Here is a 24,418-nt window from a genome sequence, read left to right as displayed (position 1 = left end):
CTTCTCCAACGAAGAAGGGCGTTACTTAGAATTGAAGAGAGGCTTATCTCATTAGAACGATGATATTCAGAGGCATCATCCGATCGGATAATAGGAAAGAAAAGAAAGGGAATTTAATATGAAAAGAATCGTAATACTTGGTGCAGGAGAGAGCGGTGCAGGTGCAGCTGTACTAGCTAAGAAAGAAGGATTTGACGTCTTCGTTTCAGATATGTCAGCTATCAAAGACAAGTATAAGAAGCTACTTGACGAGCATCACATAGAGTGGGAAGAGGGACACCACACGGAGGATAAGATCCTTAATGCTGATGAAATCATCAAGAGTCCAGGTATTCCTAAGGAGGCTCCAATGATTCAGAAACTCATGGCAAAGGGTACTCACATCATCAGCGAAATTGAGTTTGCTGGTAGATATACCAACTCTAAGATGATATGTATCACTGGTAGCAATGGTAAAACGACCACAACAAGCCTCATCTATCACATCTTTAAGGATGCAGGATACGATGTTGGATTGGCAGGAAACATAGGCAATAGCCTTGCACTGCAGGTTGCAGAAGATCCACATGCATATTACATCATTGAGTTGAGTAGCTTCCAACTTGATAACATGTACAACTTCCGCGCTAATATTGCCATTCTATTGAACATTACTCCAGACCATTTAGATCGCTACGACTTTAAGTTTGAGAATTATGCAGACGCCAAGATGCGTATCATTCAGAACCAAACTAAGGATGATAGTTTTATCTATTGGAATGATGATCCAGTAATCAAGAAGGAGCTAAAGAAGTATGATGTACATGCTGTATGTTATCCTTTTTCAGAGCTAAAGGAGCATGGTAGCATTGGTTACATCGAAGAGGGACAATACAAGATAGAGCAACCAGAGCCATTCAATATGGAACAGGAAGACTTGTCATTGACGGGTCGCCACAACATATATAACTCTCTTGCAGCAGGTATCGCATCGAACATCAGCGGTATTAAAAAGGAGAGTATCCGCAAGAGCTTAAGCGACTTCCCCGGCGTTGAACATCGTTTGGAAAAGGTTTGTAAGGTTGCGGGTGTACAATATATCAACGACTCGAAGGCTACAAATGTAGATGCCTGTTGGTATGCACTAGAGAGTATGAGAACCCCAACTATCCTCATTTTGGGTGGTAAGGACAAAGGTAATGATTACAGTGCCATCAAAGACTTGGTGAAAGAAAAGTGTGCTGGACTTGTCTACCTCGGGGCAAATAACAAGAAACTCCACGATAACTTTGATAGCCTAGGAATCCCTGTTCGCGACACACACTCTATGAAAGATTGTGTTACGGCATGTGCAGAAATGGCTAAACCTGGTGACACCGTCTTGTTGAGTCCATGCTGTGCTAGCTTTGACCTCTTTAAGAATATGGAGGATAGAGGAGACCAGTTTAAAGCACTCGTTAGAGCTTTATAAAGCATAGATGCCCGATAAAGGAAAGAAAGAAAATGAACAATAAATCTCTCAGTAACCTCTTTAAAGGAGATAAGGTCATCTGGATGGTCTTCTTCTTCCTATGTATTATTAGTATAATTGAGGTCTATTCGGCTTCAAGTTCACTATCATACAGGGGAGGAAACTATTGGAGTCCTATCATCTACCACTGTAGTATTCTTGCTGTTGGAATAGGCTTAATGGTGGTGGTGTTAAATATCAAATGCAGGTACTTCAAACTGATTACCCCCATCCTTCTTGGTATAGCTTTTATAACGTTACTGTGGGTTCTTGTCGCTGGACAAACTACTAACGGAGCTAACAGATGGATAAGCTTTGCGGGCATACAATTTCAACCTTCTGAGATCGCAAAGGGCGCACTTGTGCTAGCAGTTGCACAAATACTTAGTGCCATGCAAACCGATCATGGGGCGGACAGAAAAGCCTTTCGATACATCTTGATACTATCTGGTGTATTCATTTTCTTGATCTTTTTTGAGAACCTGTCTACGGCTATGCTCATCTCCTTAACCATCGTTTTAATGATGATTGTGGGGCGTGTTCCACTGAATCAGATCGGCAGATTGGTTGGAGTGGTAGTACTGGGTATTATCCTCACCCTATCTCTGGTGATGATAGTAGGTGATGACAAAAAGGTAGAAGATGACCTACCAACCAAACAGAACCTCACTGAGCAAACTGTTCAAGAGCTGCAACAAAAAGAATCACCAGGTGTTTTTGGGAAGCTCTTGCACCGTGCTGACACATGGAAAGCACGTATCAAGAAGTTCATGGACAACGACTATGTAGCACCAAAAGATTATGATTTGGATAAAGATGCACAAGTGGCACATGCCAACATAGCCATCGCTACATCTAATGTTGTGGGTAAAGGACCAGGTAACTCGACCGAACGAGACTTCTTATCACAGGCTTTCTCTGACTTTATCTATGCAATTATTATTGAGGAGATGGGGCTTGAAGGAGCAGCTATCGTAGCATTCCTCTATATCATCTTACTCTTCCGAACGGGTATCATTGCCAATCGATGTGAGAACTCCTTCCCTGCTTTCTTAGCCATGGGAATTGCATTCTTGCTCGTTACACAGGCTCTGTTCAATATGTTGGTGGCCGTTGGACTAGCCCCAGTAACTGGTCAACCATTGCCACTCATTAGTAAGGGAGGAACTTCAACTATCATTAATTGCGTCTATATTGGCGTCATCTTGAGTATCAGCCGATCGGCTAAGAAGAAGAAAGCCTATAATCCTTCGATAGCAGAGACACATGGAGTCATTGCATAGACAGCAGATTCTTAAAAAAGAGTTAAAGTTAGAAGAAGACGAAAAAATTGATTACCTTTGTAGGTTAGTAAACGAGATTGAAATGGACAAGGAATTAAGAATAATCATTAGCGGTGGTGGCACGGGAGGTCATATATTCCCAGCTGTATCTATTGCAAACGCTATCAAGGCTAAACACCCAGATGCAAAGATTCTCTTTGTAGGTGCTTTAGGACGTATGGAGATGCAACGTGTGCCTGCTGCTGGATATGAGATAAAGGGCTTACCAATCAAAGGTTTCGATCGTGCACATAAGCTAAAGAACTTTGAAGTGTTATATAAGTTATGGAAGAGTTTGCGCATGGCACGCCAAATCATCAAGGACTTTAAGCCCCAAGTAGCAGTTGGTGTTGGTGGTTACGCTAGTGGTGCTACACTTTACTCATGCGCAAAGATGGGTATTCCTTGTCTAATTCAAGAACAGAACTCATACGCCGGTGTAACCAATAAACTATTGGCAAAACGCGTAGAAAAAATATGTGTTGCGTATGAAGGTATGCAACGATTCTTCCCTGCCGATAAGATTATTATGACAGGAAACCCTGTACGACAAAACGTCTTAAATACACCTCTCTCTGTCGAAGAAGCACGAGAGAGTCTAGGGTTGAAGAGTGATAAGAAGACTATCTTGTTAGTAGGCGGTAGCCTTGGAGCTCGCACCATCAACCGCTCTATTATGGAGCATCTTGACCTCGTAAAGAACACTGATGTGCAGTTTATATGGCAAACTGGTAAGTACTACCATCAGCAGATAATGGACTTTATGAAGGGTAAGGGGCTACCCAACTTAAAGGTAATGGACTTTATTAGCGATATGGGAGCAGCTTATAAAGCAGCTGATTTGGTTATCAGCCGTGCGGGTGCAAGCTCTATTAGTGAGTTCCAACTCATTGGTAAACCAGTAATCCTCGTTCCTAGTCCTAACGTAGCGGAAGATCATCAAACAAAGAATGCAATGGCATTAGTAGATAAACATGCTGCAATTTACGTAAAGGATTCTGAGGCTCCAGAGACATTATTGAAACTAGCATTAGAGACCATCTCTGATGATCAAAAACTTGCCAGCCTTAGTGAGAATGTGAAGAAGATGGGGTTACAAAACTCGGCAGATGTTATTGCGGACGAGGTTTTGAAACTCATTAAAAAATAATATTACTTATTGAGATGGGGAATCCTTTAGGAATAAGTGAAAGACTGAAAGGTCTAAAAGAGAATAAAGATAGAAAAGATATAGATACATGGAACTTAAAGATATAAAGTCAGTTTACTTCGTTGGTGCAGGTGGTATTGGTATGAGTGCCATTGCTCGTTACTTCCTTCATAAGGGGCTGGTTGTTGCAGGATATGATAAAACTCCTTCTGAGCTTACCCACCAATTAGAGAAAGAAGGTATGTTGATTCACTATGAGGAAAATGTGAATCTCATTCCAGAAGAGTGCCGTCAACCAACCACAACATTGGTTGTCTACACCCCTGCAATCCCATCAACTCATACAGAACTGATATACTTCCATGATAACAACTTCACAATAGAGAAGCGCGCACAAGTATTGGGGACTCTTACCCGAACACACAAAGGTTTATGCTTTGCCGGTACTCATGGTAAAACCACAACATCAACCATGTGTGCCCATATCATGCATAAAAGCCATTTAGACTGCAATGCTTTTTTAGGTGGAATATCGAAGAATTATGGCACAAACTACATCCTCTCTGACCACAGCGATTATGTTGTGATCGAGGCAGATGAGTTCGATCGTTCTTTCCACTGGTTACGTCCTTGGATGAGTGTTATTACATCTACCGACCCGGATCACTTGGATATTTATGGTACGAAAGAGGCTTACCTTGAAAGTTTCCGCCATTACACTGAACTCATACAACTAGGCGGTGCGCTCATTATTCATAAGAATCTTGAGATGAAGCAACACGTACAAGAAGGTGTCAAGGTTTATGACTATAGTCGTGAAGAGGGTGATTTCCATGCAGAGAATATCCGAATAGAGAAGGGAACGATTACTTTCGACTTCGTTTCTCCTATTGAGACTGTAAAGGATGTAGAACTCGGTCAACCTATTCCAATCAACATTGAAAATGGTATAGCAGCAATGGCTATGGCGCAACTCAATGGTTGCACCGCTGAAGAGCTACGTGAAGGGATGAGAACCTATGGTGGTGTTGATCGCCGATTCGACTTTAAGATAAAGAATGATCGCCATGTCTTCCTATCTGATTATGGGCACCATCCAAAGGAAATACTACAGAGTGCAAAGAGTCTAAAGGAACTTTATGCTGACAGAAAGATTACCGTTATCTTCCAACCACACCTCTATACGCGTACTCGGGACTTCTATAAAGATTTTGCAGATGCATTAAGTCACTTTGATGAGGTTATCCTTACTGAGATTTATCCAGCACGTGAACAACCAATAGAAGGGGTTACAAGCAAACTCATCTATGATAATCTCCGTCCAAACATAGCAAAGCAGATGATTAAAAAAGATGATGTTCTTAATTTCGTTAGGTCACGTGACTTCGATGTACTTGTAGTGCTTGGTGCTGGCAATCTTGACAATTATGTACCAGAGATAACCAAGATTATAAAAGCAAAAGAATAAACGACAACGCAAAAGCGTAACTATATAATAAGGAATAAAAGCATCAAAAGGAAGAGATAATATATGTATATTCAGTGGAAAAAGATTATCATCACTACGCTGGACATCATACTAGCTTTCTATCTCATCATGGCTGTTACCGCTTGGAACAACCCTGATGAGCAAGGTCGTGTATGCACGAAAGTGAACATAGAAATCTCTGATTCAAAGAATGCCGGATTCCTTACAGCAGAGGAGATAAAGCACATCTTACAAAAGCACAATCTCTATCCTCTTAATAAAAAGATGGAGAATATCAATCCTAGAGACATAGAGGAAACGCTCAAAGAAGGACCTTTTGTAAAGACTGCTCAGTGTTATAAGACGGAGAACGGACATATCAACATACAGATTACTCAACGTATGCCTATCATCCGTATAAAGAGCCAACAGGGTGGAGACTACTATCTTGATGACAATGGAGGAATACTTCCTAATTCCAAATACACGAGCGACTTGATTATTGCCACTGGCAATATTAACAACAGCTTTGCGAAACTCTATATCGCACCACTTGCTAAAGCAATCAGCTCTTCACCGCTTTGGATCAACCAAATAGAGCAAATAAACGTCCTTCCAGATTATGGCATTGAACTTGTTCCACGTGTGGGTGACCATATTATCTTCATGGGGTATTTACCTCTTAATCGCAACAGATGGACACGTAACAGGGAGATAAACTCTTTCGTTAACAACAAATTATCACGATTAGAGAAGTTCTATCGATACGGCTTGTCGCAAGCGGGATGGAATAAGTATTCTTACATAGATATCGAATTCGATAATCAAATTGTCTGCAAGCGAAGAGACCCTGAAGCCGAACAAAAAGAGGCGGAAGCTATCGCAAAAGAAGCTAAAGAAGAGAAGACAAAAGACAGGCAACGTACAGAAGAAGAGGAACGTGAAAAGGCACGTAAAGAAGTTGACCAACAAGAACATGCAGCAGATGGTCCAACCGAATAACAAGTTCTTCAATCACAAGACAATGTACGTAAATAAGAAAAGAAAGAACATTAAAACTAAGAAATATAATACTTAACGAATATGGCAGAGTTCATAGTAGCCATTGAATTAGGCTCATCAAAGATTATGGGAATAGCCGGCAAGAAGAATCTTGACGGTAGTATCTCCGTGCTAGCCGTTGCTAAGGAAGATGCATCACAATGCATTCGCAAAGGTGTAGTCTATAACATTGATAAGACTGGTCAGTGCCTTACCAACATTATTAATAAGCTCAAGAAACAACTGAAATTTGATATATCTCAAGTTTATGTAGGTGTAGGAGGTCAGTCCATACGGAGCGTTCGTAACGTTATAGTAAAAGATCTTCCAGCTGATACCATCATTACATCCGACATGATTAATGAGCTGATGGATGCTAACAGAAACATGGCTTACCCCGATCAAGAAATCTTAGATGCTGCCACACAGGAGTATAAGGTTGACAGCCAATACTCTCTAGATCCTGTTGGCATAAAAGCCACTCGCTTGGAGGGAAACTTCTTAAATATCCTATGGCGCAAGTCATTCTATAATAACTTAAACAGCTGTTTTGAGAAAGCAGGAATAGCAATAGCAGAGATGTACCTAGCACCATTAGCCTTGGCTGATGGTGTGCTCAGCGAAGCCGAAAAGCGCGGTGGTTGTGTGCTTGTCGACCTTGGTGCTGATACCACTACAGTCTCTGTTTATTATAAGAATATTCTTCGCCACCTCGCTGTAATCCCATTAGGAGGCAATAACATCAACAAGGATATAGCTTCCTTGCAGATGGAAGATAAGGAAGCAGAGGCAATGAAACTGAAGTATGGTTCTGCATTCACCGACAATAATGATATCGACAACAACCTCAAATACTCTATAGATGCCGAGCGAACTGTTGATAGTCGTAAATTCATTGAAATAGTAGAAGCACGTGCAGGAGAGATTATAGAGAATGTGTGGTATCAGGTTCCATCTGAATACACAGACAAACTCCTCGGGGGTATCATACTTACTGGTGGTGGCATGAACCTCAAGAACATCGAGCGTTTGGTACGTAATGTTACACGCATTGAGAAGATTCGCAAGGCTAAATTCGTCACACAGACGATCACCTCAAGTCATGCAGAAATAACAGCACAGAACGGCGAAACGAATACCATATTAGGCTTACTTGCAAAAGGAGACATGAATTGTGCTGGTGCAGCATATAACCCTGCTGCTAACAACCTATTTGAAGGAAAAGATGTAGCTGTAGCCCATCCAATAGAAACAACAACTACAAACTCTAATACACGTCCACAAGGACAAGGTTTTGTCCCTACTCCCGAAGAGAAACGTAAAGCTGAAGAGGAACGACGTAAGAGAGAAGAAGAAGAACGCAAGCTACGCGAAGAGGAAGAGGCAAGAGAACGTGAAAGAGAAGAAGAAAAACGTCGTAATAGCTTCTGGAACAAGTTCGTTCGTAAAGCAAAAGAATTTGGAGGTAAGATGCTGGAAGACGAAGAGTAACGCTTTCATGGGAACACAAATATAAGTATATTCATCATATAGACACATACTGTTATGGCAGACAATAATAATAAAATAGATGTATTAGACTTCGGTGATGGCGACGTTACTAACAGCATAATCAAAGTCATTGGTGTTGGTGGTGGCGGTGGTAATGCCGTCAACCACATGTACAAAGAAGGTATACATGACGTAACTTTCGTCCTCTGCAATACAGACGCACAAGCCCTCAACGACTCACCTGTCCCTGTTCATCTACAATTAGGAAAGGAAGGGTTAGGAGCAGGAAACCGCCCAGAACGCGCAAGACAAGCTGCCGAAGAGACGATCGATGACATCAAGAATATGCTCAACGATGGTACGAAGATGACATTTATCACGGCTGGTATGGGTGGCGGCACAGGTACTGGCGCAGCACCTGTCATCGCACAAGTCAGTAAAGAACTTGGTATCCTCACCGTCGGTATTGTCACCATTCCTTTCCGCTTCGAAGGTGCGAAGAAGATTGATCAGGCCCTGGACGGAGTAGAAGAGATGGCTAAACACGTTGACGCTCTTCTCGTTATTAATAACGAAAGATTACGTGAGATCTATCCAGAACTTAGCCTCTTAAACGCATTCCGTAAAGCTGATGACACACTGAGTGTTGCAGCTAAGAGTATTGCTGAAATCATCACTGTACATGGTATTGTGAACCTCGACTTCAATGACGTGAAGACGGTTCTAAAGGATGGTGGCGTGGCAATCATGTCTACAGGTTATGGTGAAGGAGAAGGTCGTGTAAAGCAAGCAATAGAGGATGCGCTTAACTCACCACTACTCAACGACAATGATGTCTACAAGTCTAAGAAGATTCTTCTGTCCATCAACTTCAATAGCAATGACAAGGACAACTCCGGCTTGACAATGGAAGAAATGGGTGATGTAACCGATTTTATGAATCATTTCAGCGAAGACTTCGAATTGAAATGGGGATTGGCTATTGACCCAGAACTTGATCAGAAAGTAAAAGTAACCATCCTTGCAACTGGTTTCGGCATAGAGGATGTTGATGGTATGGGACGACACATACAGAAACTATCCGCGGAAGAGGCCGCCAGAAGAGCTGATAATGAGGAGAAAGATGCTGAACGTCGTGACCGCCGTGAACGTTTCTATAGGGACAACAACAACACTCAATACAAACATCGCCCTCACATCTATCGCTTTACAGCTGATGAGCTTGACAACGAGGATGTAATTCTTGCCGTAGAGAATACACCTACTTACAAGCGTACGAAGCAAATGATAAAAGACATCAAACACATCAGTTCACCCGAGACAGAACCAGAAGAGACTGATTCCAAAGATACGGTTGAAGGCGTAATTAGCTTCGTTTAATCACGTTGATAAAATATTAAAGGCGAGAGAATAAGGTATATCGAAATAGCAAGCAAGCTATGAGGTGTACCTTTTTTTCATATCGCTTTCTGCCTAAGAGAGCATATCTTTCAGCATAAGAACGCTAACCTTTCAGCAAAGAAAGCTATCCCTTGAAGTCGACTATCTCGCTATTTATTCCCTTATTCATGCAGAGAGAGGCTGGGGTGAGGATCATTATTCCCTTTCCTGTTGCAAGGATACAAAACTCAAAAGAGGAAAGCAAGAAAAAGCAGTGTTAAAAAATTATAACCCATCCGCAACAACTTAACAATCAACATGTTAAAGAGATCGCACACTATCAATCTAAGATTACCAACATCCTCCCACTCCAACATCAAAAATTACAAATTACAGATTACAAATTACATTAAGGTGCACGCAGAGGTGCGGAGAGCATGAGGCATATCAATCAAAAAGGTCACTCAACACTTGAAGACTATTTAAGTCGGGCATATTCGGCACATGAATACGATAGTAACGCAAGATCAGATTGGCAATTCGATTCCTATCTACACGTGAAAGGCGGAAAAGATGCATATTCTCATAATCCATTCTAATCAGTTGATGAATGGCAGTGGCTTCTGCTGGGAGAAGGTAATCGGTATGTAGAGGAATACTATGAGTAAACGACGCAGTGCGTAAGTCAAAGCATACGCCTTCGTGATAAGCCTCTAAATTAGGAAAGAAACCTATAAACCGACTTAGACGCATCATAAATACAAGATGGAAATTGGCGTAACTATGCTCCGCACTATCTAACCATTGCAAGCTAGCACACACATAATTGTAAAGCTGGAGATTCTGCTGTTCACTGCGTGTAACATGATATAAGAACTCTGAAAGGAACAGTAGAATAGCCGATTTGATGGGATCAAAAGGAATAGAAGCGTATGGATAAAGAAGACGAACCTCTTTTATATGCTGTAAGGAAGTGCGCGGTCGATAATCAAACTCCAACTCTAACAAAGTTAAAGGCTGAAAATACTGTTTCTTTATCTTTCCTTTGGCAGTCTTAGGAATACGTGTAATGAACGAAATACGCCCTTCTTGTTCAGTGAACATATCTATAATGAGCGATGCTTCACCAAACTTCAAACTACGCAAAACTATGGCTTTTGACTTTAAAATCATATAAATTCTTGTGCAAAAGTACAAAAAGACAACATTATAAGGAAATTTATTCAAGAAAAGTTTGGTAGGTTCGAATAAAAGGAGTACCTTTGCACCCGCAATTCGACATGGTCCCTTCGTCTATCGGTTAGGACGAGAGATTTTCATTCTCTAAAGAGCAGTTCGACTCTGCTAGGGACTACAAGTAAAATAAAAGAAGAACAAAGATGGCAAATCACAAATCATCATTGAAGAGAATACGTCAGGACAAAGTAAGGACGTTGCACAATAGATATTACGCAAAGACAATGCGTAATGCTGTTCGTAAGTTGCGTAACATGACGGACAAGGAAGAGGCTGTAAAGCTCTATCCTGTTGTGCAGAAGATGTTGGACAAGTTGGCTAAGACTAACATTATTCACAAGAACAAGGCAGCTAATCTTAAGTCTGCTCTCTGCAAGCACGTTGCTGCTTTAGGATAAAGAAAAATTCTGTCATAGTTGAAACAAATAATAAGGTCGTAATCCAGAGGGATTACGGCCTTTTCGTTATTAACCAATTTAGCGTTTTTACTACGCCTTCTTAAATGTTTTTAGCATGTTTTAAGTTCCTATCTAAAGGAAAAATAGTATCTTTGCATACTATAAGAACAATCTAATAAAAATGGCAGAAAATCAAGAAAACGAGAATAATTACTCCGCCAGTAACATCCAAGTGTTAGAGGGATTAGAGGCTGTACGTAAGCGTCCAGCCATGTATATTGGCGACATCAGCGAGAAAGGTCTTCACCACCTGATTAATGAGACTGTCGATAACTCTATCGATGAAGCGATGGCTGGCTACTGTCAGAATATCGAAGTAACTATCAACGAGGATAACTCCATCACGGTTGAAGATGATGGTCGTGGTATCCCTGTTGACGAACATAAGAAACTTCACAAGAGTGCCCTTGAGGTTGTTATGACTGTGCTACACGCTGGTGGTAAATTCGACAAGGGTTCTTATAAGGTCAGCGGTGGTCTACATGGTGTGGGTGTAAGTTGTGTTAACGCCCTTTCCACACACATGATGTCACAGGTGTATCGTAATGGAAAGATTTATCAGCAGGAGTATGAGAAAGGAAAGCCACTCTATCCTGTAAAGGTTGTAGGCGAAACCCAGAAGACAGGTACACGTCAACAATTTTGGCCAGACCCAACAATCTTCACAACAACAGTCTATCAGTGGGACATCGTTGCACGCCGTATGCGTGAGTTAGCTTATCTAAATGCTGGTATTAAGATTACACTCACAGACCTGCGTCCAGACCCAGAGACGGGCAAGACTCGCACAGAGGTTTTCCATGCTAAGGATGGTTTAAAGGAGTTTGTCCGTTATGTTGATCGTCATCGTCAGCACCTTTTCGATGATGTTATCTATCTCAAGACAGAGAAGCAAAACATCCCTATTGAGGTAGCTGTGATGTATAACACTGATTATACGGAGAACATCCATTCATACGTTAACAATATCAACACCATAGAAGGCGGTACTCACTTACAGGGTTTCCGTGCTGCTTTGACCCGTACACTAAAGGCATACGCTGACAATGACCCACAAATATCTAAGCAAATTGAAAAGGCTAAGATAGAGATAGCAGGTGAGGATTTCCGTGAAGGATTGACAGCCGTTATCGCTATAAAGGTGGCAGAACCACAATTTGAAGGTCAGACAAAAACGAAATTAGGAAACTCCGAGGTAGCAGGTGCAGTACAGCAAGCAGTTGGCGAGGCTCTCTCTGATTACCTGGAGGAGCACCCTAACGAGGCTAAGATGATATGCAACAAGGTTATCTTAGCAGCTACTGCACGTGTAGCAGCACGCAAAGCACGTGAGAGTGTACAGCGTAAGAACGTGATGAGTGGTGGCGGTCTACCTGGTAAGCTAGCCGATTGTTCCAACAAAGATCCCAAGGACTGCGAGATATTCCTTGTAGAGGGCGACTCTGCTGGTGGCTCTGCAAAGCAAGGTCGTGATCGTTACACACAAGCCATTTTGCCACTCCGTGGTAAGATTCTGAATGTTGAGAAAGTTCAACGACACCGCGTATTCGAGGCAGAATCTGTTATGAATATCATTCAATCGATTGGTGTTCGATTTGGAGTAGAGAATGAAAGTGACTTCGAAGCGAATACTGATAAGCTCCGTTACGATAAGATTATCATCATGACCGATGCCGATGTCGATGGTTCACACATTGACACGCTGATTATGACGCTATTCTATCGTTATATGCCGAAGGTTATCGAGCAAGGTCATTTGTACATTGCCACCCCACCTCTCTATAAGTGTACTTACAAGAAGGTAAGCGAATATTGCTACACCGAACAGCAGCGACAAGCCTTCCTGGACAAATATGGTAATGGAGTAGAAGATGGTAAAACCATCCATACACAACGTTATAAAGGTCTTGGTGAGATGAACCCTGAACAGCTCTGGGAAACAACAATGGATCCAAAGACACGCCTATTGAAGCAAGTAACGATAGAGAATGCTGCGGATGCTGATGAAATCTTCTCAATGCTGATGGGAGATGATGTCGAGCCACGTAGAGAGTTTATTGAGAAAAATGCAACTTACGCTAATATCGATGCATAAGTTATTATAAACAATAAATAAATATTACTCCCCTCCTCATGAGATAAGGAGGGGAGTCTTTCTTTTACCCAATAACAACCTAAACAATGAAACGAATCATATTCAGTATATACTTATTAGCAATTTTTGTCAGTGTTAAGGCACAACAACCGGCAATGCGATTATGGTATAACCAACCTGCTCATTTCTTTGAAGAGAGTCTTCCTCTAGGTAATGGCAAGTTAGGTGCATTGGTTTATGGTGGTACTCAAAAGGACACAATCTACCTGAATGATATCACTTATTGGACAGGAAAACCTGTTGATCCAAACGAAGGATTGGGTAAAGCTAAATGGATTCCAGAGATAAGAAAGGCTCTATTTGCTGAAGATTATCGCACCGCTGACTCCTTACAACACTTTGTTCAAGGCGAACAATCAGCCTCTTATCAACCACTAGGAACATTGAATATTATTAATCTAAACACGGGTGCAGTCTCTAATTATTATAGAGAACTGAACCTAGATAGTGCTTTGGCGCATATAAGCTACCAACAGAATGGTATTCAAATCACACGTGAATATTTCGCAACTCATCGTGATAGTCTTATAGCCATACACATTAAAGCTAATCAAGCAGGAGCCATAAACCTCCGCATCCAACTGACGGCACAGACTCCGCATAAGGTTAAAGCAACGAATAATCAGTTAACAATGACGGGGCATACAACAGGTTCAGAGACAGAGAGCATACACGCTTGCACGATCGTAAGATTATTACCTCAAGGTGGAAAGGTAATAGCTTCTGATAGCACTCTCACACTAACCAATGCTGATAATGCTACCATATACATTGTCAATGCCACGAGTTTTAATGGTTTCGACAAGCATCCCGTCAAGGATGGAGCAAGCTATATAGACAACGCTGTCAATGCTGCTTGGCACACACAAAACTTCACATATAATGAATTCAAAGACCGACATATAAAGGAATATCAGCAGATTTATAATCGTGTTAAATTACAATTAGGAAATAAGGAATATACGAACAATCTGCCAACGGATCAACTCCTGCGTCGCTATTCATCATCAACATCACCACTCCCAGAGGCTGCACAACGCTATTTGGAGACTCTCTATTTCCAATTTGGACGCTATCTCCTCATCTCTTGTTCACGTACTCCGAATATCCCTGCCAATCTTCAAGGATTATGGACACCGCACCTATTCTCACCATGGCGTGGAAATTACACGATGAACATTAACCTCGAAGAAAATTATTGGCCTGCCGATCCAGCTAATATGTCAGAAACTATCCAACCGTTGATTGGCTTTGTCAAAGGTTTGTCGGCAACTGGTAAGCACACTGCACGCAACTTCTATGGCATAAACGAGGGCTGGTGTGCTGCTCATAATAGCGACCCTTGGTGCAAGACTTCTCCCGTTGGAGAGGGAAAGGAAAGTCCCGAATGGGCAAACTGGAACCTCGGTGGTGCCTGGTTAGTCAATGCGCTTTGGGATCATTACCTATATTCACAAGACAAGCAGTTACTTCAAAACACCATATACCCACTTATGGAAGGCTCTAGCAAGTTCTTCCAACACTGGTTGGTTACCAATCCCAACAAGCCAAACGAACTGATTACAGCACCTAGTACTAGCCCTGAGAACGAATATGTAACAGATAAGGGTTACCACGGAACAACCTGTTATGGTGGTACGGCTGACCTAGCCATTATCCGTGAATTATTCATGAATATGCAGCAAGCACGTAAGTCTCTTGGTTTGAAGCCTGACAAAGAGATGGATGATAAACTGCATCGCTTGCATCCTTATACTGTAGGTTCTCAAGGCGACTTAAACGAATGGTATTACGATTGGAAGGACTATGATATACATCACAGGCACCAGTCGCACCTAATAGGATTATATCCAGGTATGCACTTACAGGCGCTAGCCAAGCAAACGAAAGATTCCACAATCTTAGCCGCAGCACGCCAAACACTCATTCAGAAAGGCGATGAGAGTACAGGATGGAGCACTGGATGGAGAATTAATCTATGGGCACGATTGGGTGATGGGAACCATGCTTACAAGATTTACCAAAATCTTCTTTCATACGTCTCACCCGAAGGGTATCATGGAAAGGATGCCGTGCATCATGGTGGAACCTACCCTAACCTCTTCGATGCTCACCCACCTTTCCAAATTGATGGCAACTTCGGTGGTACTGCTGGAGTGTGTGAAATGCTGGTGCAAAGTTCGGTTGATATGACGGCTAAGAAGCCTATTTACAACATCCACCTCCTCCCCGCTTTACCCGATGTGTGGGCGAATGGAGAGATAAAAGGTATAAGAACGCGTGGCGGTTTAACCATCGACATGAAGTGGGAAAACAAACTTGTAACGTCTTTACAAATAAAAGCCGCTACAGATGTAGACGTCAACATCACTTATAACAATAAGTCTTCAAGAATGAAACTAAGGCAAGGCGGGATTATTAAGTTCTCATCTTGTAAATAAAAATAAGGTGTCATGAGTAATCAAATAAAGCTAGCTGAGGTCAACGTAGCCCATGCAAAATACGTTTATCCAGCAGGGAAATATATAGACAATGACCTGATATTGTTCGAGGATATGGCAAAAGTGCCCCTCCCTTCGAGATCTTCTCGCATGAAAAGTCTATTTCTGGCACTCTGTACTGACGGTAAAGCGCAATACACAGTAGATACTCATAAGCATGAAGTAAGCGAAGGAGATGTCATTATTATTAGTGAAGGACAAGTTGTCGGAGACTATCAGCTATCCCCAGACTGCAAAGGTATTGCCATTCTTTTGTCGTATAATTTCTTCAACAACATTGTTAGTGGCATCCATGAATTGTCTGCTCTCTTCCTCTTCGCACGTACTCATCCAGTCTTTCATTTAGATAAGCATCAAACGAAGGAACTGGAGAATTACATCTGCCATATCAAAGAGAAAATCATAGATACCCAACATCGTTTCCGCAAGGAACTTGTGATGACAATGCTAAAAGCCCTCATTTACGACATGAGTAACATTATCTATCAGTTCCAACAACTGGAAACAGAAGGGCAAACACGAGCAGAAGTAATCTTTAGAGACTTCATTCAAATGGTTGAAAAGAACTTCCGACATGAGCGTCGTGTCAGTTGGTATGCTAAGAATCTATGTATTACTTCGAAGTATCTATCCGAGACGATTCGAACAATCAGTAAACGAACACCCAGCGATTGGATCGATTCGTATGTAGTACGTGAGCTTTGTGTCATGCTAAAAAATAGCACGATGAGCATAAAGGAAATAGCCGACGAACTTCATTTCGCTAATCAAAGCTTTATGGGTAAATACTTCAAAGAGCATATAGGAATGAGCCCTTCACAGTTTAGGAAGAGTTGATTAGTGTACAAGTTAATAAGTTGACGAGTTAATACTGGTATCGTTAGAGAAATTACCTAATACAAGTAACAGGTTTACTTGTCTACTTTTCACTTGTCAACAGACGCGCAACCTCACATAACTCACCATACCATTCAGTTCCAAAACGCCGTGTAAGTGGCTCTTTTAGGAACTTATAAAGGGGAAGATTCAGTTCTTCTCCTTTCTTTCGAGCATCTGCACAGATCTTCCAATGGTGATAATTGATACCACAAGTACCATTCTCAAACTCCTTCACACGGATAGGATATAGCGAACAAGAGATAGGTTTCACAAAATCAACATCCCCTTTTCGATACGAACGTTCCAATGCACAGAGGCAACATCCCTTGTCATAACAGGTGAAAACACAATCCTTTCCACCGACAATACTCGTTACTAAGTCGCCTTCCACATCTGTATAAGCAACGCCTTGCTTATCTATAACGGCTTGAGCTGATGCTGACAAATCTCCCCAAACAGTATCTAACACATTCTCAATAGCCATTGTCTCATCCAGAGTCACTGGTGCTCCAGCATCGCCATCTATACAACATTGACCATGACACTTATCTAAATCACAACAGAACTTGACGTTTATGATATCAGGAGAAACTAAGACGTTTCCCACCATGAATATATGTTCGTATGTATTACCCATCAACTTATTCTTACCTTAAACTATTACATCTACAGCCTTCCCAACTACCATCTTATGGGTTCAATACCATGTGCTTCTAAGTATTGGTTACAACGGGAGAACTGGTGTTGACCAAACCATCCACCCCTATTAGCCGATAAAGGAGAGGGATGAACACTCTCAAGAATAAAGTGTTTATGCGTGTCGATCAATGCTTTCTTACTACGAGCAAAACTTCCCCAAAGCATAAATACCAGATGTTCCCGCCCATCACTAAGAGCTTTAATAGCCGCATCCGTGAACGCGCCCCACCCTAATCCTTGATGACTATTAGCCATGTGCGCACGAACAGTTAACGTGGCATTCAATAAGAGAACGCCCTGCTCTTCCCAACGAGTTAAGTCACCAGAAGTCTTTACAGGAATGCCTAAGTCGCTTTCAATCTCCTTATATATATTCACTAAAGAAGGTGGAAGTCGCACACCATCAGGTACTGAGAAACTCAAGCCCATTGCTTGTCCGGGCTCATGATAAGGGTCTTGTCCAAGGATAACAACCTTAACCTTATCGAAAGGACAGAGGTCAAAAGCATTAAAAATCAGCTTACCTGGAGGATAACACGCATAATGTTTATACTCCTGCTTCACCTGTTCGCTCAGTTGTTGGAAGTAAGGTTTCTCAAACTCACCACCGAGTTTTACGCCCCACGAGGGTTCTATCTTTACTTGCATAGCTTTAACTCTTTACCTGCAAAAGTACTACAAAGTTCTGAGATAACAAAAAGTCGTGCCTTTCGACACGACTTCCTCTATATTAATTTTAGCTTAATTCAAGTTGAATTAATCAGTGATTAGGTTCTCACCTGTCATATCTGAAGGTTGTTCCAAGCCCATGATATGAAGGATAGAAGGTGCTACGTCAGCCAAACGACCATCCTTCACTGTTGCAGAGTTATTATCAGTAACGTAGATGAATGGTACTGGATTCAATGAGTGAGCTGTATTTGGCGTACCATCAGGGTTAATTGCGTTATCAGCATTACCATGGTCTGCAATAATAATAGCCTCATAATCGTTAGCCTTAGCAGCCTCGATAACCTCCTTTACACAATGATCAACCGCCCAAACAGCCTTTGCGATAGCATGATAAACACCCGTGTGACCTACCATATCACCATTAGCAAAGTTCACAACAATGAAGTCGTACTCCTGTGTATTGATAGCTCCAACAAGCTTATCTTTCACTTCGAAAGCACTCATCTCAGGCTTTAAGTCGTAGGTTGCAACCTTTGGAGAAGGAACAAGAATGCGATCTTCACCCTCATAAGGCTGTTCTCTACCACCATTGAAGAAGAAGGTTACGTGCGCATACTTCTCTGTCTCGGCTGTATGAAGCTGACGCTTACCAAGACGACTGAGGTATTCTCCTAACGTATCCATCACATTCTCCTTAGGGAAGAGTACATGTACACCCTTGAAGTTAGCATCGTATGGTGTCATACAATAGTACTGCAAGTCCTTGATTGTATGCATACCTTCCTCTGGCATATCCTGCTGTGTCAACACTTGTGTCAACTCTTTGGCACGGTCGTTACGGAAGTTTATGAAGATAACAACATCACCTTCTTTGATTGTTCCATCTACAGAAGAGTTATTGATAGGCTTGATAAACTCGTCAGTAACATCTGCAGCATAACTATCTTCAACGGCTTTCACCATGTCAGTAGCCTGAACTCCCTTGCCCTCAACGAGTAGGTCGTATGCTTCCTTCACACGATTCCAACGCTTGTCACGATCCATTGCATAGAAACGACCCACGATTGAAGCGACATGAGCACCGTTGCTGTCACACACCTTTTGAATGTCTGCGATAAAACCAGCACCACTCTTTGGGTCTGTATCACGACCATCCATAAAACAATGAACGTACACGTCCTTTAGATTATACTCCTTTCCTATCTCAATGAGTTTGAATAGGTGATCTAAAGAAGAGTGTACACCACCAGTTGAAGTAAGCCCCATCAAGTGTAGTTTCTTACCTGTTTTCTGTGCATAACTATATGCTTCAACAATACCAGGGTTCTTTAGGATGTCTCCTGTCTGGCATGCCTTGTTAATCTTAACCAAGTCTTGATAAACGATACGACCAGCACCTATATTCAAATGACCTACCTCAGAGTTACCCATCTGACCAGCAGGAAGACCTACATCTTCGCCTGATGCCTGTAACTGAGAGTGTGCACTAACAGCGTTCAAGTAGTCTAAGTAAGGTGTAGGAGTATTATAAATCACATCACCTTTACCATGCTTTCCGTTACCCCAACCATCGAGGATCATCAATAAAGCTTTCTTTGCCATAATTTTACCTTTATATTTTACACTATTATCTACGTCTTGCCAAGATAGTGCCAACGATAACCAAGAGTACACATACCCAATTTGTCAATCGCTGTCTATCTTTTGCAAAGATACTATAAAAGTCTAAGATGATAGCATAAAGCCCACTGATTTTTGGTTTTCAATCGATGAATTAAGAGCGGTTTAACAATGTTCTTTAATACGACTAAACATTATCATCCAGCTTCAAAAACAACACCTTTACATTCGGAAACCAACGGGTATATAAAGAGGCATACCTTTCTTAGGCTTTGAAGTCCACTTCCATTTAGGCATTAACTTGGCTACACGCAGTGCTTCTTCATCTAAAATAGGATAAACGGAACGCACTACTTTGAAATTACTGCATGTCCCGTCAACATCAACAAAGAACCCAATAATAACACGACCTTGTACACACATATTTGCAAGAATAGGTGGATAACGCAAGTTCTTAGCGATGAATTCTGGTAAATCACCAGGAAAGAAAGGTCTCGGACCGAGCTCACAAACAAAGTTTTTAATACTATCCTTCTTCTCTGTTAGCACTTGTTTGCAGGTATCAACTTTGTTTGTATCACTCTTCGCAGGCTTTATCTTGTCTAAAAACTCCTGCGAAGGATCTGCACACATATAACGCCATGTAGGTCCAGAAGGGACATTTTTCTTCGGTTTCATCGTTCTTTTACGATGCTGGGCAGTAGCATTTCCAAACATAAAAAAGCTGATTAAAAACGCAAAAAACAATTTCTTCATCATAATCTTATTGTTTTAAATATTCTTATTCATTATTTCTTTACTTCTGATTGACCCCTAAATAAAAAGAAGGAGATGGCTCTAAAGTAGGAACAGACGCCCTCGTCTGGAACCCCGAGCCGCCTTACATCTTTGTGAAATACGTCCTCTTATGCGGACAGTCGAGGGCGTCTGTCCCTACTTGCAACACTATATTCCATCGAACTAATAACTCGTTTACTTGTCTACTCCTATACTCGTTTACTCAAACTAATCATAATTTTGAATTAAAGGAAAGCCTCTTCTCCATTCAAAGAGAGCCTCTCTTCACATCAAGGAAACGCCCTTCTCACATCGAAGAAAGCACCTCTTCTCTTTTCCAAAGCAATATCTTGGAAATCAAGCTATTGTATTCTAACTATCTTCCGATAGGCTACATCCACTTTTTGGAGGTGTTTGGGGAGGTCTCCGAAACCTTTTCTATTCAAAACCCGCACCAGTGCTTAAACGCAATCACACCGCTGCGGGTTTATGAAATGCAGATGACAATCATTGGAACTAATCGTCAATGCAAAGGTAAGAAGCATTCTTCTTCAATGCAATAGCACTCTTGTTGTTGACACAAAGATAAGAAAAAGACACCTAATTTACAACTACTTACAAGACTCACCAACCACACTTTGACACAAAATGACCGTTCTCAATCTTAGCAAACTTGCCATTTCCACATTAATTGTCTACCTTTGTACACATGAAGAAAAGGTTTCTTTTATGGTCTATCAGCCTTTTGTCGTTGTTATCATGCAGCCAAAGGAAGCTCCCGCATTATCCTGCAACGGATAACGGGATTACCCAAATGCGCCTTGACAGTGCTAAAATCTATACGAAAAGACATGATTTACACAAGGCAATGTACCAACTGAAAGCTGCAGAAAAACGCCTTTTCAACGTTACGGAAGACTCTCTAAAGTTTCTCACTTACTATCGCATTGCTCAAATCAACGCACAAGATGGAGCGTACAAACTGGCTTTAGATTACTTGAAACATGCTGCTCGACATGCTAATGACGTGAAACAAAGCCACAGGATGGCGGATATTGACATAGAGAAAGCCTTTGTTTACAACCAAATGGGTAAACGGGATTCTGCTCTTAACAGCTTGCTAAAGGCGGAGAAGTACAAACCTCGAATCCGAAAAGACCAAGAGAAGCGCATAGAAGAGATGTGTCAACACATCAAGAAGCACCAGATTGTCGCCATATCACCAGGCAAAGACGTTGAAATAGTACAACTGCAAGACCTCTACGAGGTAGCCTTAGCACAGCGCAAAGCACTCGAGTTGAAACTTTACATTGCTTATCTCCTTCTTGCACTCATCCTTGTTTCTATCGGAATTACTATATGGTTTCGTCGTCGGATGCGTCAACAACTTCGGTTCTATCGTCTACAACAACAGGAAACAGAGCATAATATCCAACTAACATTACGTCGAAAAGATGCCACGATAGATGAGATGAAGGTAGAAATAGATAACAAACTCAATGAACTCAACCAACTTCGGGATTCTATCAAAGCTCATAGTAAAAATATAAAAACGTCCGATTCCATCGAACAAATTAAACTCGGAATCGACACCTTACATACCATCTTGAAAGGAGGGAACTTATCACAGATGGGCAAAAGAGAGCAACAAGCCCTCAATATAATTATGCCCAACTATGATTACGAACTGTCTTATATCCTCAACAACCCACGCTTTGCACTCACACCTAAGGAGTGTTTCTATTACGTAATGGAGCATTATGGAATAGAAGATGAGCTAAAAGCACAAGCATTCTGCTGTACATCGCAAGCTATAAGATCGATTAAGAGTAGGCTAAGAAAGAAACTTGAGCAAAACTAATCACTACATCAAGAACCTTGCCGCGTACTCTCCCATCTGCTTATAACCTGCTGGATTAGGATGCAACCAATCGCCAATTTGCCATTCACGACGTAATTGTTCAGGGGCAGAAGGGTCACGCATAAGGGCATCAAAATCTATGAATCCATCGATTTCATGCGTTGTTCGAATCCATGAATTGACTATTTTACGTGCCTTCTCACGCTCTTCTGTGAAATAACCACGGCATCCACGGAATGGAGTTATCGTACCCATATAAACCTTCAAACCACGTTGACGAGCCTTCTTTATCATCACTTGATAGGTCTCAACGAGCTTTCGTGCGGTCTCATCAGGGTTGGTTGACGTTCCAATATCATTAATGGCTTCAAAGATGATAATGGCTCGTAAGCCTCTTTGGGCAAGTATATCACGATCGAATCGTTCCTTTCCCGGTGCACCCAAACCTACTGACAAGATGCGGTTGTTACCAATTCCTAAATTCAAGATACCCGTCTTTCCCACCTTAAAGAGATTGAAACCTGCACCGTTATTCAGCGCAGCTGAAAGGAAATCGGGCCAACGATCTTGAGCATTGGTAGTACTTCCCTTTCCATCAGTAATACTATTACCAAGGATGGCTATACTCGATGCTGTCGCATCAAGAACATCGATAGCAGAGATATTAAACCAATGGTCTTCTTTAAAAGCAGTTGTAAAGTCTGTGTAAGAATTGGTCACTCCACGAAGTATATAAGAGGTGGTGCGTGACCCCATGTGAACGGTTGGTTCCTTCGGAGCTTTTAGGTAGTTAATGGTGATGGAAACGCGCTCCAAGGGTTGTAACTTGAACTTCAAAGCATCTGAAAAGACGGCTTTTCCTGCAGGAATAACCACCTGACGCTTCTTACCAAACTGTAGATACTTCGCAGAGGTCTTGTATATCTCTGGTCCATTTCCTGCTTTCGCGATATAGACACTCGTAATCTCTACGGGTTCAGAAGAGAGTTCGTTGCTAAGCTGCAAACGAATAACATTACCTCCGATACTCACTTTCACCACCTGACGAACAGATCGATTGGTCATCTGATTGTTGTAAGGCATGAATGATTTATCTACTGTTTGGGGCGCACAAGCCCATGTTCCCACCCAATGAGGCTGCTGGGCTTGGATGGTCAGGGCGATGAATAATAATAAAACTAATAAAATCTTACGTGTCATATTATGACTGTTTTAAATCCTGAATACCTGTTATTATCGATTTAATCGGGCGTTTCCTCACTTTGAATCTTTCGATTTACTCTTATCCTGCACTTCCTTTTCTGAAAGAGAGAAATTAAGGGCGAGGCTTTTGATCTCACCTCTCATATATTCTTTAAAACCATCTCCTTCTATAATCCGAATATCCTTAAAGAGTCCAATAACAAATCGACCGAGCCCGCGATAATCGCATACTTCAATATCAAGAAGCCACGAATCATCTGATTTTTGTACCAGTAAGTAGGCTCCTTGAGGGTACTCTTCGATGAAAAGATTATGTGATAACTGCCCAAGAAGTAACTTAACGCGATACTGGACTTCTCCACTAAACATGAAGATATCGGTGAATATTTTCCGATGTAGGTTCTCATGCAACCACGAAGCATCAAGTTCTTCAACACTCCCCATGCGCGATAACTTGAAAGTCTTGTTCTCTCCTGACAGCAACTCATAGCATCTTACATCTTCATTGTTATGCAGAAGGAGAAAAGGCTCAACTATTCTGTCCTTGACAGTATGGCTATGTGGACTGGAATAGTCTAATAGTTTCACCATGTGTTTTCGCTCCATTGCCTTCTTCAAAACCTTTAGATTGGACTCCATCTGTCGATGAATTGGGGAATTAGTAACGATTGAGAAGTTGTAAGCATTCTCCATTCTCTGCCGGAGTTGATTGACCATTACGCTGTCATTACCAGCCATCATCAACAAGCTATGGATAGTCTTTACATCCGTATCACTCAATTGAATACTCTGAAAGAGCTGTACAAAGAAGGGGGAGCGACGGTCGATATGATAACAACCATCATGTTTGAATACGATAAAACCCGCATGCTTAATGAAGTCGAGTAGGTAATAGAGATTGCGACGGGACAAGTCCATGCGTTCACATAGGTCTTGTACTGAATAGTTACTACCATTCGATAAGAGGATGATAAGTTCTAACTGCTTCTTTAGTTTATCAAATCTCATGATGAAGG

At 41.6% G+C, this 24,418-nt stretch carries 19 protein-coding genes; 12 read left to right on the top strand and 7 right to left on the bottom strand.

The genetic code is table 11. The features are described 5' to 3' along the window. Positions 1 to 118: 118 nt before the first annotated feature. The 7 genes from murD to ftsZ all read left to right on the top strand — a co-directional run bounded on the left by murD (position 119) and on the right by ftsZ (position 9,341). Positions 119 to 1,450, top strand: a complete 1,332-nt coding sequence (murD, locus tag D464_RS0107020; RefSeq protein ID WP_018910772.1) for a UDP-N-acetylmuramoyl-L-alanine--D-glutamate ligase — start codon at positions 119 to 121, stop codon at positions 1,448 to 1,450. Positions 1,451 to 1,482: 32 nt separating this feature from the next. Beyond that, positions 1,483 to 2,772, top strand: a complete 1,290-nt coding sequence (locus D464_RS0107015) for an FtsW/RodA/SpoVE family cell cycle protein (protein WP_018910771.1) — start codon at positions 1,483 to 1,485, stop codon at positions 2,770 to 2,772. Positions 2,773 to 2,854: 82 nt separating this feature from the next. Then, a complete protein-coding gene (gene murG, locus D464_RS0107010) occupies positions 2,855 to 3,961 on the top strand; it encodes an undecaprenyldiphospho-muramoylpentapeptide beta-N-acetylglucosaminyltransferase (protein WP_018910770.1) in 1,107 nt (368 codons plus the stop codon). 88 nt (positions 3,962 to 4,049) lie between these two features. After that, the gene (murC, locus tag D464_RS0107005) at positions 4,050 to 5,429 is read left to right on the top strand and encodes a UDP-N-acetylmuramate--L-alanine ligase (protein ID WP_018910769.1); all 1,380 of its coding nucleotides are present in this window, start codon (positions 4,050 to 4,052) and stop codon (positions 5,427 to 5,429) included. Between the two features lie 63 nt (positions 5,430 to 5,492). After that, positions 5,493 to 6,431 carry a cell division protein FtsQ/DivIB gene (locus tag D464_RS0107000; protein WP_004382834.1) on the top strand — a complete coding sequence of 313 codons (939 nt, stop codon included), beginning with the start codon at positions 5,493 to 5,495 and terminating at the stop codon, positions 6,429 to 6,431. An 81-nt stretch (positions 6,432 to 6,512) separates the two neighbouring features. Further along, a complete protein-coding gene (ftsA, locus tag D464_RS0106995; RefSeq protein ID WP_004382835.1) occupies positions 6,513 to 7,961 on the top strand; it encodes a cell division protein FtsA in 1,449 nt (482 codons plus the stop codon). A gap of 54 nt (positions 7,962 to 8,015) precedes the next feature. Further along, the gene (gene ftsZ, locus D464_RS0106990; protein WP_004382836.1) at positions 8,016 to 9,341 is read left to right on the top strand and encodes a cell division protein FtsZ; all 1,326 of its coding nucleotides are present in this window, start codon (positions 8,016 to 8,018) and stop codon (positions 9,339 to 9,341) included. Positions 9,342 to 9,788: 447 nt separating this feature from the next. Here ftsZ and recO read toward each other — a convergent pair whose 3' ends face one another. Next, complete coding sequence (gene recO / locus D464_RS0106985; RefSeq protein WP_018910767.1) at positions 9,789 to 10,514, bottom strand: DNA repair protein RecO; 726 nt, start codon at positions 10,512 to 10,514, stop codon at positions 9,789 to 9,791. Positions 10,515 to 10,720: 206 nt separating this feature from the next. Here recO and rpsT point away from each other — a divergent pair, with 206 nt between their 5' ends. The 4 genes from rpsT (at position 10,721) to D464_RS0106965 (ending at position 16,528) form a co-directional block, all read left to right on the top strand. Continuing rightward, positions 10,721 to 10,975, top strand: coding sequence for a 30S ribosomal protein S20 (gene rpsT / locus D464_RS0106980; RefSeq protein WP_004382842.1), 255 nt, complete (start codon positions 10,721 to 10,723; stop codon positions 10,973 to 10,975). 181 nt (positions 10,976 to 11,156) lie between these two features. Next, a complete protein-coding gene (gyrB, locus tag D464_RS0106975) occupies positions 11,157 to 13,130 on the top strand; it encodes a DNA topoisomerase (ATP-hydrolyzing) subunit B (RefSeq protein ID WP_018910766.1) in 1,974 nt (657 codons plus the stop codon). Positions 13,131 to 13,216: 86 nt separating this feature from the next. Further along, a complete protein-coding gene (locus tag D464_RS0106970) occupies positions 13,217 to 15,631 on the top strand; it encodes a glycoside hydrolase family 95 protein (protein WP_018910765.1) in 2,415 nt (804 codons plus the stop codon). Between the two features lie 12 nt (positions 15,632 to 15,643). Then, positions 15,644 to 16,528 (top strand): helix-turn-helix domain-containing protein, encoded by an 885-nt coding sequence (locus D464_RS0106965; protein WP_018910764.1) that lies wholly within the window; start codon positions 15,644 to 15,646, stop codon positions 16,526 to 16,528. A gap of 82 nt (positions 16,529 to 16,610) precedes the next feature. Here the strand turns inward: D464_RS0106965 and D464_RS0106960 are convergent, their stop codons facing one another. From D464_RS0106960 to D464_RS0106945, 4 genes are all read right to left on the bottom strand, one after another. Beyond that, positions 16,611 to 17,207: a DUF3109 family protein gene (locus D464_RS0106960; protein ID WP_018910763.1), complete on the bottom strand. Its 597-nt coding sequence runs from the start codon at positions 17,205 to 17,207 to the stop codon at positions 16,611 to 16,613. A gap of 44 nt (positions 17,208 to 17,251) precedes the next feature. Beyond that, positions 17,252 to 17,917, bottom strand: a complete 666-nt coding sequence (ung, locus tag D464_RS0106955; protein ID WP_018910762.1) for a uracil-DNA glycosylase — start codon at positions 17,915 to 17,917, stop codon at positions 17,252 to 17,254. Positions 17,918 to 18,025: 108 nt separating this feature from the next. Beyond that, on the bottom strand, positions 18,026 to 19,543 hold the full coding sequence (gene gpmI, locus D464_RS0106950) for a 2,3-bisphosphoglycerate-independent phosphoglycerate mutase (RefSeq protein WP_024985758.1): 1,518 nt from the start codon (positions 19,541 to 19,543) through the stop codon (positions 18,026 to 18,028). Positions 19,544 to 19,783: 240 nt separating this feature from the next. Beyond that, complete coding sequence (locus tag D464_RS0106945; RefSeq protein ID WP_238309065.1) at positions 19,784 to 20,239, bottom strand: energy transducer TonB; 456 nt, start codon at positions 20,237 to 20,239, stop codon at positions 19,784 to 19,786. An 808-nt stretch (positions 20,240 to 21,047) separates the two neighbouring features. Here D464_RS0106945 and D464_RS0106940 point away from each other — a divergent pair. After that, positions 21,048 to 22,199 carry a YfgM family protein gene (locus D464_RS0106940; protein WP_026284653.1) on the top strand — a complete coding sequence of 384 codons (1,152 nt, stop codon included), beginning with the start codon at positions 21,048 to 21,050 and terminating at the stop codon, positions 22,197 to 22,199. A gap of 3 nt (positions 22,200 to 22,202) precedes the next feature. On the opposite strand, the gene D464_RS0106935 is transcribed toward D464_RS0106940, so the two are convergent. Both D464_RS0106935 and D464_RS0106930 read right to left on the bottom strand, forming a co-directional pair. Next, positions 22,203 to 23,399, bottom strand: coding sequence for an SGNH/GDSL hydrolase family protein (locus tag D464_RS0106935; RefSeq protein WP_018910758.1), 1,197 nt, complete (start codon positions 23,397 to 23,399; stop codon positions 22,203 to 22,205). A 57-nt stretch (positions 23,400 to 23,456) separates the two neighbouring features. Then, positions 23,457 to 24,410, bottom strand: coding sequence for a helix-turn-helix transcriptional regulator (locus D464_RS0106930; protein WP_018910757.1), 954 nt, complete (start codon positions 24,408 to 24,410; stop codon positions 23,457 to 23,459). Between the last annotated feature and the right edge of the window lie 8 nt (positions 24,411 to 24,418).

Source organism: Prevotella veroralis DSM 19559 = JCM 6290, assembly GCF_000377625.1.
In the GTDB taxonomy this organism is placed as follows: domain Bacteria; phylum Bacteroidota; class Bacteroidia; order Bacteroidales; family Bacteroidaceae; genus Prevotella; species Prevotella veroralis.
This window is presented reverse-complemented; position numbering and strand designations above follow the sequence as displayed.

Excerpts from the sequence above, each read along its gene's own strand:
- ung (WP_018910762.1), bottom strand. The coding sequence starts at position 17,917 with ATGCAAGTAAAGATAGAACCCTCGTGGGGCGTAAAACTCGGTGGTGAG.
- D464_RS0107000 (WP_004382834.1), top strand. The coding sequence starts at position 5,493 with ATGTATATTCAGTGGAAAAAGATTATCATCACTACGCTGGACATCATA.
- D464_RS0106935 (WP_018910758.1), bottom strand. The coding sequence starts at position 23,399 with ATGACACGTAAGATTTTATTAGTTTTATTATTATTCATCGCCCTGACC.
- ftsA (WP_004382835.1), top strand. The coding sequence starts at position 6,513 with ATGGCAGAGTTCATAGTAGCCATTGAATTAGGCTCATCAAAGATTATG.
- murC (WP_018910769.1), top strand. The coding sequence starts at position 4,050 with ATGGAACTTAAAGATATAAAGTCAGTTTACTTCGTTGGTGCAGGTGGT.
- D464_RS0107015 (WP_018910771.1), top strand. The coding sequence starts at position 1,483 with ATGAACAATAAATCTCTCAGTAACCTCTTTAAAGGAGATAAGGTCATC.
- D464_RS0106965 (WP_018910764.1), top strand. The coding sequence starts at position 15,644 with ATGAGTAATCAAATAAAGCTAGCTGAGGTCAACGTAGCCCATGCAAAA.
- recO (WP_018910767.1), bottom strand. The coding sequence starts at position 10,514 with ATGATTTTAAAGTCAAAAGCCATAGTTTTGCGTAGTTTGAAGTTTGGT.
- rpsT (WP_004382842.1), top strand. The coding sequence starts at position 10,721 with ATGGCAAATCACAAATCATCATTGAAGAGAATACGTCAGGACAAAGTA.
- D464_RS0106960 (WP_018910763.1), bottom strand. The coding sequence starts at position 17,207 with ATGGGTAATACATACGAACATATATTCATGGTGGGAAACGTCTTAGTT.
- ftsZ (WP_004382836.1), top strand. The coding sequence starts at position 8,016 with ATGGCAGACAATAATAATAAAATAGATGTATTAGACTTCGGTGATGGC.
- murD (WP_018910772.1), top strand. The coding sequence starts at position 119 with ATGAAAAGAATCGTAATACTTGGTGCAGGAGAGAGCGGTGCAGGTGCA.
- gpmI (WP_024985758.1), bottom strand. The coding sequence starts at position 19,543 with ATGGCAAAGAAAGCTTTATTGATGATCCTCGATGGTTGGGGTAACGGA.
- gyrB (WP_018910766.1), top strand. The coding sequence starts at position 11,157 with ATGGCAGAAAATCAAGAAAACGAGAATAATTACTCCGCCAGTAACATC.
- D464_RS0106970 (WP_018910765.1), top strand. The coding sequence starts at position 13,217 with ATGAAACGAATCATATTCAGTATATACTTATTAGCAATTTTTGTCAGT.
- D464_RS0106930 (WP_018910757.1), bottom strand. The coding sequence starts at position 24,410 with ATGAGATTTGATAAACTAAAGAAGCAGTTAGAACTTATCATCCTCTTA.
- D464_RS0106940 (WP_026284653.1), top strand. The coding sequence starts at position 21,048 with ATGAAGAAAAGGTTTCTTTTATGGTCTATCAGCCTTTTGTCGTTGTTA.
- D464_RS0106945 (WP_238309065.1), bottom strand. The coding sequence starts at position 20,239 with ATGAAACCGAAGAAAAATGTCCCTTCTGGACCTACATGGCGTTATATG.
- murG (WP_018910770.1), top strand. The coding sequence starts at position 2,855 with ATGGACAAGGAATTAAGAATAATCATTAGCGGTGGTGGCACGGGAGGT.